Source organism: Pseudoalteromonas translucida KMM 520 (genome assembly GCF_001465295.1).
GTDB lineage: Bacteria > Pseudomonadota > Gammaproteobacteria > Enterobacterales > Alteromonadaceae > Pseudoalteromonas > Pseudoalteromonas translucida.
This window is the reverse complement of sequence record NZ_CP011034.1, coordinates 2,962,291-2,976,238: the sequence shown is the minus strand read 5'-3', so window position 1 is coordinate 2,976,238 and position 13,948 is coordinate 2,962,291. Positions and strand designations below refer to the sequence as shown.

10 protein-coding genes are annotated in these 13,948 nt (G+C 40.2%); 5 read left to right on the top strand and 5 right to left on the bottom strand.

Annotation, left to right across the window (positions count from 1 at the left end; translation table 11 throughout):
- Window position 1 precedes the first annotated feature (1 nt).
- Window positions 2-1,297 (bottom strand): peptidylprolyl isomerase SurA, encoded by a 1,296-nt coding sequence (gene surA / locus PTRA_RS13765; protein ID WP_058374207.1) that lies wholly within the window; start codon window positions 1,295-1,297, stop codon window positions 2-4.
- A gap of 98 nt (window positions 1,298-1,395) precedes the next feature.
- Complete coding sequence (lptD, locus tag PTRA_RS13760) at window positions 1,396-3,642, bottom strand: LPS assembly protein LptD (RefSeq protein WP_041454580.1); 2,247 nt, start codon at window positions 3,640-3,642, stop codon at window positions 1,396-1,398.
- A gap of 93 nt (window positions 3,643-3,735) precedes the next feature.
- On the opposite strand from lptD, the gene PTRA_RS13755 reads away from it, so the two are divergent.
- Genes PTRA_RS13755 through djlA form a run of 3 tightly spaced genes read left to right on the top strand, consistent with a single transcriptional unit; the run spans window position 3,736 to window position 6,265 of the window.
- On the top strand, window positions 3,736-4,737 hold the full coding sequence (locus tag PTRA_RS13755) for an aminoglycoside phosphotransferase family protein (protein ID WP_058374206.1): 1,002 nt from the start codon (window positions 3,736-3,738) through the stop codon (window positions 4,735-4,737).
- A complete protein-coding gene (gene murU / locus PTRA_RS13750) occupies window positions 4,734-5,387 on the top strand; it encodes an N-acetylmuramate alpha-1-phosphate uridylyltransferase MurU (protein WP_058374205.1) in 654 nt (217 codons plus the stop codon). The genes PTRA_RS13755 and murU overlap by 4 nt, the downstream gene beginning before the upstream one ends.
- 17 nt (window positions 5,388-5,404) lie before the next feature.
- Complete coding sequence (gene djlA, locus PTRA_RS13745; protein ID WP_058374204.1) at window positions 5,405-6,265, top strand: co-chaperone DjlA; 861 nt, start codon at window positions 5,405-5,407, stop codon at window positions 6,263-6,265.
- Here the strand turns inward: djlA and PTRA_RS13740 are convergent.
- Both PTRA_RS13740 and rluA read right to left on the bottom strand, forming a co-directional pair.
- The gene (locus PTRA_RS13740; RefSeq protein ID WP_058374203.1) at window positions 6,248-7,228 is read right to left on the bottom strand and encodes a DUF3530 family protein; all 981 of its coding nucleotides are present in this window, start codon (window positions 7,226-7,228) and stop codon (window positions 6,248-6,250) included. The genes djlA and PTRA_RS13740 overlap by 18 nt on opposite strands.
- A gap of 92 nt (window positions 7,229-7,320) precedes the next feature.
- Window positions 7,321-7,974, bottom strand: coding sequence for a bifunctional tRNA pseudouridine(32) synthase/23S rRNA pseudouridine(746) synthase RluA (rluA, locus tag PTRA_RS13735; protein ID WP_058374202.1), 654 nt, complete (start codon window positions 7,972-7,974; stop codon window positions 7,321-7,323).
- A gap of 177 nt (window positions 7,975-8,151) precedes the next feature.
- Between rluA and PTRA_RS13730 the strand changes: the two genes are divergently transcribed.
- A complete protein-coding gene (locus PTRA_RS13730) occupies window positions 8,152-9,069 on the top strand; it encodes an FRG domain-containing protein (protein ID WP_058374201.1) in 918 nt (305 codons plus the stop codon).
- A 100-nt stretch (window positions 9,070-9,169) separates the two neighbouring features.
- Here the strand turns inward: PTRA_RS13730 and rapA are convergent, their stop codons facing one another.
- Complete coding sequence (gene rapA, locus PTRA_RS13725; protein WP_058374200.1) at window positions 9,170-12,064, bottom strand: RNA polymerase-associated protein RapA; 2,895 nt, start codon at window positions 12,062-12,064, stop codon at window positions 9,170-9,172.
- Between the two features lie 422 nt (window positions 12,065-12,486).
- Between rapA and PTRA_RS13720 the strand changes: the two genes are divergently transcribed.
- Entirely contained in the window at window positions 12,487-13,884 is a 1,398-nt protein-coding gene (locus tag PTRA_RS13720) for a PhoH family protein (RefSeq protein ID WP_058374199.1), read from the top strand.
- The last annotated feature ends 64 nt before the right edge of the window (window positions 13,885-13,948 follow it).

Here is a 13,948-nt window from a genome sequence, read left to right as displayed (position 1 = left end):
ATTATTCGTCTATTGGGAAAATTTCAACATGGGCTTGTTCGCGCATTTCTTGCTGCCAGTTAAAGCTTTCTTCTTTAAATTTACGATTAAATAGCATGCCATGGGCGCGGTTGCGTTTAGCTTGCTCGGTTTTATCAGCTACACGGGTATCTAGTAACTGCACAATATGCCAACCGAATTGGCTTCTAAATGGTTCGCTAATTTCATTTTGCTTAAGTGATAATAAAGTATCTCTAAAGGCAGGAACATAGCTAGTTGGATCGGCCCAATCGTACTCACCACCTTTAAGGGCTGAGCCTGGATCTTCTGAGTATTCTTTAGCAAGTTTTGCAAAGTCGGCTTTATCAGCGCGTAAGTCTTTTACAAAACCGGCAAGCATACTGCGTGCTTTTTCTTCACTTAAAATAATAGATGGTTTTATTAAAATATGACGTGAGCGAGTTTCAGTTGTTTCTACAACTTGACGACCACGAACATCTTGTACCTTTATAATATGAAAACCAGCACCTGAGCGCAGTGGACCAATAATAGCGCCTTGTTTTTTGCCTTTAACGGCTTCAGCAAATAACGACGGCATTTCGTTAATGCCCATCCAACCTAGTTGTCCACCTTCAAGTGCTTGAGAGCCGCTTGATGATGAAATAGCAATGCGTTTAAATTCTTGCTCGTCATTAAGTAATTCAATTACTTTGTCTGCGCGCGTTTTAGCTGACGCAATTTCATCGGCGCTAGCATCACTTGGAATATCAATTAAAATATGGCCAATGTCATACTCTTCTGCGTTTTGACCTTGGCTATCCATAATTTTTAGTAAGTTATCTACTTCTTGTTCGCTTACATAAACACGGCGATCAACATTGGCGCGCATAACTTGCTGTGTAGTGATCTCTTTACGAATTTCTTCACGGTATGCTTGAAAGCTTTCTCCCGAGCCCTCAATAGTACGACGTAAATCTGCAATGCTACCGCCTTGCTCTTTAGCCATACTTGCAAGCGTTTGATCTAGTTGGCTGTCTGAAATTTCTAACCCCATACGCTCAGCCATTTGCATCATGAGTGTTTGGTTAACTAATCGCTCTACGGCCTGAACACGTAATGTTTCGTCTTTAGGAAGCTCCTGACTTTGTTCTTCAGCTTGCTTTTTAACACGGTTAACTATGGTGTCCACTTCACTTTTTAAAATAACCCCTTGGTTGACTATGCCAATAACTTTGTCGATTTCAACCGGAGCTGCAAATGCGCTTTGGCATAAGCTAATACTTAAAACTGCTGATGTTAATAATTTTTTTAAATTCATATTCTTTTTACTACTCTTGCTAATAGTACTATTGTGATCCTAGGGAATACTCAATTTTTAGCGTTAATTAATACTACTTTAACTTTAAAAACAGTGTCCTAGTCATTAAGAAAATACGGTCTACGATAACCAAAAATACCTTGTTGTAATAATTTTTTAGCATCATAACGGCTTTTACTACCTAACCCTTTTAAAACAAAATTCAAACGAATACTTGAATCAAAAGTCGCCTGTTGTTGCCCTATAGACTGATTTAAGTCGGTAACAATTTGGCGATGGCCAGTAATTTGAAATGCCCAACAGCACGATTCATACTGTAGTCCGCTTAACACTTCGATACTGCGGTTATTTTCAAGGTCGCGGTGATAGCTTGCAATAAACTGCCATTCGTCGCTCACTGGAATGCTTGTAAATAAGCCTGTTTGTTCAATTGCATTACCTGAGACATCATCTGAATACCGATGGTTCAATTGAACTAGCTCATTATCGTCGCCTTTATAGTCGAGCGTTACGTTAGACTGAATAATTTGTTTGCCGTCAGTATCATACTGAATACCCGCTGATAAATACCAGCGACGATGCCAATGTACCATGGTTTGTGCTGCAAACAAGGCATTGTAGTTGGTGTCTGAGTTTAATCCTTGCTCTGTAGGTTTGGCTGAATCGCTTAAATAAAATATTTGCCCGGCGCTAAAATTAAATACTTCTTGGTGTTTTTTGTCAAATAACCGAGTAGTTGCACCTAAGGTAAATTGGTTGGCAGCGGCTATTCTATCAACACCTGAAAAGCGTGTATCTCTAAATAAACCAAAAAAATCATCTTGTAGTTTGGCAGTATCAAATAAGCCTATATCAGATTGATCTTCATTAGGGGTATATAAATATTGTAGCTGAGGCTCTAAAGTTTGAATACCGTCGTCAATAAAGTAGGAGGTTTCGCGCTCAAAATTAAGTTGTGTATACAAACGTACTTTTGGCAGTGTACGCGATACGCTTTCGCTATATTGAGTACCTTCTAAATCACCATGCTGCTTGTAGTTTGTTTGTAATATGCTTACTTCTGATAAAAACGACCATGCATGTTCTTTATAATCAAAGCGAGCTTTTGGCTCAATATGTATTCGAGTAGCTTGATCAATAATAGCTGAGCTATTCGTAAAGTGGCTCACTTCTCCCGATACACTAAAATCAAAGTTGTCGTATTGCCAAGGTGCGGTTTGGGTAAAACTAATTTGTGGTAAAGCGGTATAAGACTCTAAGTGATCGCCCAGTACTTCAAAATTTTGTACTGTAATATCGGTACGCCAAGTGTCGCCCATATGGGTAAGCGAGCCTGTTCTGTACAATTGGGTATCGGTTTTACTGGCATAATTAGAGTCTAAATCAGTTAAGTAGTTGTCGTCACTCACGTTTGTTATATCAACATTAGCGCGCCAGTTTTCACCTAAGTAGCTTTTTTGTTGCCAATGAAACATATAACGATCGCCAAGATCGGGGTCTGAATCATCTTTATTTAAGTATTCAATGCCCACTAAGCCTTCATGCTCTTGGGTTAAATATCTAAATTCAGTTTGCAGTTGTAAGCCTTTACGCGACATATAGCGCGGGGTAATGGTGGCATCTAAATTAGGAGCGATATTCCAGTAGTAAGGCGTAATTGTTTCTAAACCATAGCGATCTGAACTTGAAAAACTAGGCGTAAGTAATCCCGATTTACGGCGCTCATCAAGTGGAAAGGTAAAATAAGGTAAATATAAAACCGGCGTATCTAGGATGCGTAAAACCGCATTATAGGTTTCGCCCCAGCCTTCTTCGCGAGAAAGGTTAATTTCGTCGGCTTCAATGGCCCACACAGGTACTTCGCCAGGACAAGCAGTAAAGCTTGCATTCATTAGCATTAAGCCAGACTCATCAACGGTGAGTTTTTCAGCGCCACCTTTGCCTAGCTGTTGTGTTAGGCTATATTGTGCACCAAGTAAGCTGATTGCTGAGTTATTTAAATCGGCGTTGAGGCCTGTACTGTTAACTTCGCTTATTTTGTCGCGATAAGTAATTGGCCCAGTAGCATTGAGTAAACCGCGCTGCTTATCGATTAGTGCAGTTTGTGCGGACAAACTCATATTAACGGTGTTAATATCAACATTACCAGTAAATTCAGCGCTTTGTGTGCCTAAAAGCTCTACGTCGTTAGCGCGAATATCAACCATACCTAGCTTTAAGCCAGGAAGCGGTTGCCAAGCTCTGGTTTGCATTGAAGTGCCACAAAACTTGTGTGTCAGTTCAGTTTCGGCAAGCGATGGTGCGCTCAGTACGCTTAGCATCAATATGCCCCAGGTTTTGCTCATTTATCGACCTTTATACGCTGTGATTAATTTCAAGTAGACATAATAAAGGAAAACAATGGCAAAGTAATTAGTGAAAAATAGATAGCTTATAAAATGACACGTTTTGAACGCTTACAACTCTTTATAAATACTCACTTTAGTGAGCAAAAATGCACGTTAGCAGCAATTACTGCCGATGCGAGCTTTCGTCGTTATTATCGCTTAAATTGTGCTAATAACAGCTTTATTGTGATGGATTCCGATCCACTTAAAGTAAATAATGCGCCGTATATCTCGCTCAATAGCGTATTTACGCAGCAAGGATTTTTATTGCCCGCTATTATTGCCAGTGACGAGCAGCAAGGCTTTTTCATTTTAAGTGACTTAGGCAGCACGCACCTTGCAGACATGCTTGATGATGAGCACCGCACTGAGTATTACCAGCAATTAATTAAGCTAAGCGTACAGTGGGCAAAAACACCTGCAGCAGCTGCTATGCAAGCTTATGATAAAAAGTTTATAGCCGTTGAGCTTGGCATATTCAGCCAGTGGTTAATGCATGACTTTATTGATTGTAAACTAACCGCAGAGCAACAAATACTGTGGCAAACAAGCTGTGATCTGCTTAGCAATACCATGCTTGCTCAGCCTAGCGTTACCATGCACCGCGATTACCATAGTCGTAATATTATGCGCTGCAACCAGCAATGGGCGATCATAGATTATCAAGATGCTGTACGCGGGCCGCTATGTTACGACTTAGTGTCTTTGTTACGCGATTGCTATTTTAAACTGCCAGAGAGCGAATTAACTCATTTAGTTAAATACGGGTACGATGAATTTAATCGCCAAGGTTTAATTGCTAATGTTACCTTTAATGAATTTAAATATTGGTTTGATTTAACCGGTTTACAGCGCCACTTAAAAGCGGCCGGTATTTTTTGTCGCTTGTATTTACGTGATGGTAAAAAAGGGTATTTGGCTAATATACTACCTACACTTACATATATTGTAGAGGTAGCTGCTAATTATTCAGAGCTGCAGGGCCTTGGCTTATTTATACAAAATACTATTGTTCCTAAAGTGGTTGAGCGCTTGGCTAAGGAGCGCACATGAAGGCGATGATTTTAGCGGCAGGGCGCGGACAACGCATGATGCCGCTAACGCAAAATATGCCTAAACCTATGTTGGCAGTAGCGGGTAAGCCATTAATTGAGCATCATATTGTTAATCTTAAAGCGGCGGGTATTACCGAAATAGTAATAAACCTTGCGTGGCAAGGTGATAAAATTAAAGATTATTTTGCCAATGGCAGCAAATGGGGCGTAAATATACGCTACAGCCAAGAAGTGGCAGGCGGCCTTGAAACGGCCGGTGGCATTATTGCTGCGCTACCGCTATTAGGCGACACTTTTATTGTTATAAATGGCGACATATATACCGATTACGACGTAAGCGCGTTAACTCAGCTGCATTTACAAGCGGGTGAGGCGCACATAGTACTGATAGAAAATCCGCCGCATAATCCTAACGGTGATTTTGCGCTCAGTCATTTGTCGAGTGATAGTCAAAAATATACATTTTCTGGAATTGGCCGGTATCAAGCCGATTTTTTTAACGATTTTGAGCAAGGTGTTCGTCCGCTTGGGCCTATTTTAGCTAAAAAATTAACTGAACATTTAGTCTCTACCGAACTCTACATAGGCCAATGGGATGATGTAGGTACTCCTGAGCGATTATCAGCACTTAATCAACGACAAATTTAATAGAGGTAATAATTTAGATGTGGGGAAAAATACTCGGGTTTATTTTCGGTTTTATGTTTGGCAAAATCTTTGGTGCCATTTTTGGCCTATACCTTGGCCATATGTTTGATAAAAGCTTAAAAAAAGATTTTGATAAAGCCGGTGGCTTTTCAAACTTATTTAAAGGTGACGACGTAAACGAGCGTCAAGCGCTGTTTTTTTCTAGCTGTTTTGCAGTTATGGGCCATATTGCTAAATCAAATGGGCGCATTAGCGAAGTACATATTAAAGCTGCAACGTTATTTATGGACGAAATGGGCTTACAAGGTGAAGAGCGCCGCGAAGCACAGCATGCATTTCAGTCGGGTAAAGAAAATGATTTTTCATTAAAAGAAACAGTACAAGACTTTAAAGAGCGTTTTGCTAAGCGTTATGATTTATTACAGCTATTTTTAGAAATTCAAATTCAAATGGCATTCTCAGATGGTGTACTCGCTGAGCAAGAAAAATTACTTTTACAAGAAGTGAGTAAACAGTTAGGCGTATCTAGAGCGCACTTTGCTTTTGTATTAAAGCGTTACCAAGCAGAGTTTAGCTTTAGGCAGCAGCAACAGCGTTATAAACAACAGCAACAAGGGCAAAGTAGCAGTTACCGTGAAGGTTCAGGCCATCATGTACCACCTAATAATAATATAAACCGCGCACAAGCGTTGGCATTATTAGGGCTTAATGACTCAGCAACAGCACGAGAAATAAAGCTCGCGTATCGAAAACTGATGGCGCAGCATCACCCTGATAAATTGGTATCGCAAGGCTTACCAAAACATATGATGGAATTAGCGGTTAAAAAAAGCCAAGATATTCAAGCTGCTTACGAGTATTTAAAAAAGGCGGCGTAAAAAACCGTCTATTTCTTTACTTAGGCGGGCATGCTGATCGGGCTGATTGCGCAAACCAAATAACTGGCGTTGGCGATAATCAAATTTTGCATTGCGGTTAACCCAGCGCTGACGACTTTTAAGGTTCATTAAAATCTCGTTGTTATCGTTAGCGTAGTAAATATCCAGTAATGGTGGGGCAATTAAGGACGAAGTTTGGCTTAAGTCTTGATTACGTTTACTGTTAGGTAAATAACTGCTTAAACTTATAAATGCATTAAGTCTTGAGTCGGGAAATTGCGCATAATGTTCAAGTAGCACGCCAGCACTGATCCCCTGGGCAATGACTACAATATTATTTGGCTCTGCCATTGCTGTATTATACAGTGCTTCATAGCGGGCGATTAAATTTACTTTATAGTTATCGAGTACCGCGTCACTCACTTTTTCAATGGCATTAACGTGGTGTGGCTCAGCACTTTTGTTTGCACCAACATCCTCAATAGTAGTACTTTCAACAGCAACACTTTCATTATCAGTGCTTTGGGCAAGAATATTTTCAGCTGAGGTGCTTTCAGTTGTAGTGCTTTCGTTAGTTGCAGCAGTGGCTATTTCACTCGCCTGCCAGTTAATATCAGGTACTGTCATTGCGTAGGTAATGTAGCCTAAATTATTCAGTTCTTTGCGTAAAAAGCTCATTCCGGCATTATTGGTCGCGCTTGATTGCCAATCAGGTATAAGCAGTACAGTGCCTCTAAAATCAGCACTCATATACTCGCTGTATAAGGTTAAAAATTCAGTATCGCCAGCTAATATAGGCTTTATTTCATCATTGGGAAGTAAGTGTTGAATATCATTGTTTTCAATACTTGCATACGAGGGTGGGGCAATATGCTCTGCTGCAGTTACTTGCACAGTTAAAAGTAGCGCACAGCTTAGCAGTACGTTTAGTTTAATTACCTTTAAATACTGCGCCAATACCATAACCAACTCAAATAAAAAACATTATTTAGATATCGGCGCAGCAGCAAAAAAGTTTAGCGTAACAGGCTAAACTTTAATATTAAGTGTTAGCGCTAAAAATCAGGGGCAGCTTCAAATGTAAGTATTTGCTCAGTAGTGGGATGTTTTAAGCTGAGCATTTGTGCGTGTAATTGCAAGCGCGGCGCCGCAGCCAGTGCCGCTTTATGCGCGTAAAGCCTATCCCCTAAAATAGGATGGCCTAGGCTTAGCATATGTACACGCAACTGGTGCGAGCGCCCTGTAATAGGAGTTAGTTCTACACGGGTTGCATCAGGTTCACGTTCAAGTATTTTAAAATGCGTAAGCGACGGCTTACCGTTTTCGTGATCAACCATTTGCTTGGGGCGATTAGGCCAATCGCAAATAAGCGGTAAATCAACTGAGCCGGTTTGCGCCTCAAGTTGCCCATATATCCGGGCAATATAGCGCTTGGCGGTTTCGCGCTCCTGAAACTGCATACTTACATGGCGGTGCGCACCTTTATTCATTGCCAAGCAAAGTATGCCTGACGTTGCCATATCTAAACGATGCACTATTTTAGCGGTAGGAAAAACTCGGTTAACTCGGCTTATTAAGCAATCGGCATGTTTAGGGTCTTTACCTGGCACGGTTAACAACTCGCTAGGCTTATTAACGATGAGTAAATCCTCATCCTGATACAGAATAGTTAAATACGGATCTGTTGGGGGATTGTAGTTAATTAACACGGCCAACCTCAGTGATTTTCAAGGGCGCCATTTTAGTGGAGTAATAAGGAATACTCAATGCGTAATATTATTACAATTATTAAAAATAATTTCGAAAGTTTAATAATAACTAAAAAAATAGCTCTATATAAGTTATTGTAAATTAGAAGCCTACACATAATTAAAGTAAAGATAAAAATGGATATTAAAGAAACACAACTAGGGAGTTTGAGGACTTTACTCGGTATTACACCTGAGTTGGAAGAGGAAGGGTTTTCGTTTTTTTTCAGAGGACACGCTAATAAGACGTTTTTTTCTCTACCATCTATTTATAGAAAAAAGCTGTGGTATTCAAATGAGCATAAAATGATCCAAGAAATCATTATGAGGTGCCCAAATGAGTTTAGTTCGATGAATAGTAGCTTTGAAAAACTGGTGAAAATGCAACACTATGACTTACCTACTCGGTTACTTGACCTTTCGGAGAATCCTTTAGTAGCTTTATATTTTGCGTGTATTGGACAAGACGATGAAGATAAAGATGGAGAAATAATATTTTTTAAAATTCCTGATCAGAAAGTTAAGTATTTTGATAGCGATACAGTAAGCGTTATATCGAATCTTGCTTGGTCTCCATCTGATTTTGAAATTACCCCCCAATTTAGAGGGAGTGATAAAAACTTTCACAACCCCAAAAATCATCATGCCTTAAAGCTAATGCATGATATAAAAAAAGAGAAGCCCCATTTTTTGGAAAGAATTAATCCAGAGCATCTTCAAAGTGTTGTTTGTGTTAAACCAAAAATGGATAACCCTAGGTTAGCCAGTCAAGATGGAGCTTTTTTATTATTTGGTATTGGTAAGAACAAGTACACTCCGGCTGAAATTCCTCAGGAATGGATATTTAGACCGAAATCTAAAAGGTATATTATTAAAGCTTCTGATAAGTTAAGTATTTTGAAACAATTGGCAGGAGTAGGGATTTCGAAAGCAAAACTCTTTCCCGAGATAGATATGGTTTCTCAATTTATTAAAAATGATTATGCTTTAAGAAATCAAGAGTTTACTTCTAGTATGGAAAAATACTCCCCAGTTAAAATTAGGTTTGTGAGGTAATTTATACAGGAAAAAAGCGCGGTACAATTTAAATACCGCGCTTTCTTCATTCGCACATTAGCAATTTTTTACTAACGGCTGTCAGCTTATCGCCAAAGCGTTAGTGCGAAACCACAATTAAACGAATCGCATCGAGTTTTAACTGGGTTTTTTCAATGTAGGTAGTTAAATCTGTGCGTTGCTTATCGTAAAAGGTAATTTCTTCTTGGCGAATATTAGGGTTAATTTGCTTAAGGGCAACTAATCGCTGCTGCTCTTCACTTAGTGATGTTTGCATTTTAGCCAGTGACGCAGTACGAATAACTTCAAGTTTTTCTTGTGCCATGTCTTTTGCGGTGCTGATCATCGGGTGAATAGCACTTTGCAATGCGCCGGCGAGTTTACTGGCTGTTTGGCGACCAACGGCAGAAAGCTGCTGATTAAAGCCGTCAAACGCCACGTTTTCACCTAAGTTATTACCTGCTTTATCAAGTAAAATACGAATTGGTGTAGGTGGTAAAAAGCGACCAACCTGCAATACTTTTGGCGCCATAGCTTCGGCTACAAAAATAAGCTCAACAAAAAAGGTACCCGGTGGTAGTTTTTTGTTTTTAAGCAAAGCAACCGATGCGCTACCAAAATCGTCGTCACAAATCATATCTAGGGTGCCTTGCACCATAGGGTGATCCCAACTAATAAAGTGCACGTCTTCTTGCGAAAGCGCGGTATCGCGGTCAAATGTAACTGTCATGCCATCTTCTCTTAATGCCGGGAACGAGGCGTTTAACATATGCTCGGTTGGCTTTAAGATAATGGTATTTTCGCCTTTATCTTCTTGGCTTACACCAAAAGTGTCAAATACGTTGATCATGTAACTAGGCAGTTCAAACTGATTGTCTAGTTTTTCAATATCAGCTACCAAAGAGTCGGCTGCGCCTTGGCCCGATGAATGCAGCTCAAGTAAACGGTCGCGTCCGCTTTCCATTTGTTTGCGCAGTACCGCATTTTTTTGTGCTACTTGCTCAAGTAATGGATCTAACTCGTCTTCGTCGCAGTTATGCGCTGCAATGTAATCAAGTAGGTCATCACGAAATTCTTTATACAACATTTGCCCCGTTGACGAGGTAGATTCGAATGCGTCTAGGCCTTCGTTGTACCAACGTAGTAATACTTCTTGGGCGGTGTTTTCAAAATATGGCACGTGAATGTTCACATTTTGAGTTTGTCCAATGCGGTCTAGTCGGCCAATACGTTGCTCTAGTAAATCTGGGTTTAGTGGTAAATCAAATAACACTAAATGATGTGAGAACTGAAAGTTACGCCCTTCAGAGCCTATTTCAGAACACAGTAGTATTTGCGCGTTGTCGTACTCGTCTGCAAAAAATGCAGCGGCGCGGTCACGCTCAATAATCGACATACCTTCGTGAAAAACCGAGGCTTTAATTGCTTCGCGTTCACGTAGTATTTGCTCAAGGCTGATAGCTGTTTCGGCTTTAGCACATATAAGCAGAACTTTTTCGCGTTTAAGAGTTTTAAGGGTGTCGATTAGCCAATCTACGCGAGGATCAAATGCTCCCCAACTGGCGCTCTCACCTTCAAACTCTTGAAATATTTTTTCTGGGAATAGTGCGCGCTGTGCACTAAGTTCGGGATTTTGAATGCCGCTCATATTGCCCAGCACTGTCATTGCTGTTTTATATTGCTTTGGCAATGGCATAGGGTAGGCGTGTAATATACGGCTAGGGTAGCCGTCAATACCGCTGCGGCTATTTCTAAATAAGATGCGCCCGGTGCCGTGGCGATCCAGTAACATGTTAAGTATTTCTTTACGCGCGGGTAAATCACCTTGCTGTGCTTTTGCCAGAATATCGGTAATGTCGGTTTCTTTTAACAGCTCAATTAAAGTCGCTTTAGCACTATCGTCTAGTCCTTGCTCTTGGAGTAATTGATTAGCAGCTTCGGCAACGTCTTTGTAATTTGCTTCTTCTTCTTTAAACACGTCGTAGTCGTAAAATCTGTCTGGATCGAGTAACTGTAGGCGAGCAAAGTGGCTGCTATGACCAAGTTGATCTGGCGTGGCAGTAAGTAAAATAAGGCCCGGAATATCTTGGCTAAGCTCGGCCATACGTTGGTACTCTGAGCTTGGCTTGCCATTATTAATACTTAAGTGATGTGCTTCATCTATTACTAGTAAATCCCAGTCAGCTAAAGTTGCTTGTTCGAACCAACGTTTTTTCTTGGTTAAAAACTCTAGGCTGGTAAGTACCAGTTGCTCGGTATCAAATACATTTGGTGAGTCGGCAAACGCTTCGTCGCAACGATCTTCATCAAAAATAGAGAAGCGTAAATTAAAGCGGCGCAGCATTTCTACTAACCATTGGTGCTGCAGGTTTTCGGGTACTACAATAAGGACACGGCTGGCACGGCCACTAATAATTTGCTGATGTAAAATCATTCCCGCTTCAATCGTTTTACCAAGGCCTACTTCATCTGATAAAAGTACGCGTGGTGCAAAACGTTTACCCACTTCTTGGGCTATATAAAGCTGATGCGGAATAAGATTAGCACGCTGACCAATTAAGCCTTTTATAGGCGACTGTTCACGTTCAAATTTATGTAACCATGTTTGGTAGCGCAGCGTGTAACGATCAAAACGATCTACTTGGCCGGCAAATAAACGATCTTGAGGTTTGTTAAACTTAATAAAATGATCTAGAAAGGTTTCTTTTAGTTTGGCTGCTTCACCATTATCAACACGAGTACCGTGATAACAAAGTAGCTCGCCTTGCACTTCAATAGACTCAACTTCTAATTCCCACTCTTCAACGCTTTTGATCACATCGCCAGGATTAAATGACACACGGGTTACGGGTGCTTCTGCCCAAGAATAAACGCGGCTTTCGCCACTAGCAGGAAATAATATGCTGACCTGACGGCCCTCAATGGCAACAACTGTACCTAATCCTAAATCTGACTCTGTATCACTGATCCAACGCTGACCTAAGGAAAAATTCATATATGTCTCGTCTATGAAGAAAAAGGCGGCTATGTTACCTGTTAGACAACACCACTGCAAGGCGCTATTAGCCTCACTTTTAATTAATTCGGTAAGTGTGAATTATTCCTAACAAAACGGCTAACATCTGGATCTTTTTTGGGTAAATAAGTACACAGTAAGATAATAAATAGCTCTGCAGCTATTACTTTGAGTGTTAGCAGCATTAAAAATATTTCCTTAGCAAAACCTACTATTTTAGTCAGTCGATTGCTTTGGTTTTAAGGTTTAATTAAAACAAAATCGAGTTTGTAATAAAACGGACTTTTATGACAAATAGACTAAACTAAAATTATACCTAAGTAACTAACGAGCCATTATTACCCAAAAGCACTTAGTTAGTTTGGTATAGCATACTCATCATAAAAAGTAAGGAAAGTGCTATGGAAAATGCTTCGAACCTTAAAAGTAAAATGTATGTGCTAGATACCAATGTATTGCTTCACGAACCCCTCGCGTATTTATCGTTTCAAGAGCACCATGTAGTTATTCCGATGACAGTGTTAGAGGAGCTTGATCATATTAAAGACAGAAAACACGATGTAAGCCGCGATGCTCGCGTGGCTATTCGTGGTTTAGATGAAATATTAAAAAATGCCACACCTGATCAAATGCTCCAAGGTGTAGCCCTTCCTAGCAATAAAAAAGCGAAAGCAGCATCAAGCGGCACCTTAATTATTGTAAACGATCATTTATTTGCCGACTCCATTTCTGGCCTGCCAGGCAATGAAAACGATCATCGCATTATTAACTGTGCAGTGCATTTACAAAAGCAGTACACAAATAGCAAAGTTATATTAGTCACTAAAGATATAAACATGCGTTTAAAAGCCAAAGGTGCAGGGCTTAAGTATGTAGAGGATTACCGAACCGATCAGCTTATTGATGATATTAGCTTATTAACCAGCGGTTACAAAAAAATAGCCGGAGACTTTTGGCAGCATGTTGGCCAATGTAATACTGAGCAATATGGTCGTGAGACCTTGCATCATGTGGCTAAAAACTTAATCCCTGATGTATTTTATAATGAGTATTTAATTGATGAGGGGGATCAGTTTGCGGCGCGAGTTAAATCGTACGATGAGGAACATATAACCTTAAAAGATATAGGCTATGAGCGATTAATGAATCAAGGTGCATGGGGTATTAAACCAAAAAATATTTACCAAGGTATGGCACTCGATGCTTTATTAGATACCAGCATAGAACTGGTTATTTTAACCGGCCCTGCGGGGTGTGGTAAAACTTTATTGGCGCTTGCTAGTGCACTAGAAATGGTGATCGAAAAAGGCATTTACGACAAAGTAATAGTAACGCGTAATACGCCAGAAATAGCCGAGTCAATTGGCTTTTTACCTGGCACGGAGGAAGAAAAAATGGCGCCATGGCTAGCGGCCATTACCGACACCCTAGAGGTATTACATAAAGGTGACGAAAATCCAATTTCAAGCCGTAATTATATTATGGAAAAAGCCAATATTCAGTTTAAGTCGGTAAATTTTATGCGTGGTCGCAGTATTCAAAATGCAGTAGTTATTTTAGATGAAAGCCAAAATTTAACGGCGGCACAATTAAAAACCATTATTACCCGTTGCGGCGAAGGGACTAAGCTAATTTGTACCGGTAACTTGGCACAAATAGACAGTAACTACTTAACACCGGTTACTTCGGGCTTAACTTATATTGTGGAGCGCTTTAAAAACTTTGAAGGTAGCGCAACAATAAACCTCAATGGTGTGGTACGTAGTCGCCTAGCTTCATTCGCTGAAGAAAACTTATAACTTGCGCTTAACATTATGGCTCGCTAGTCTATTAGCTGATTATTGAGCCATAAAACAGGCAAGC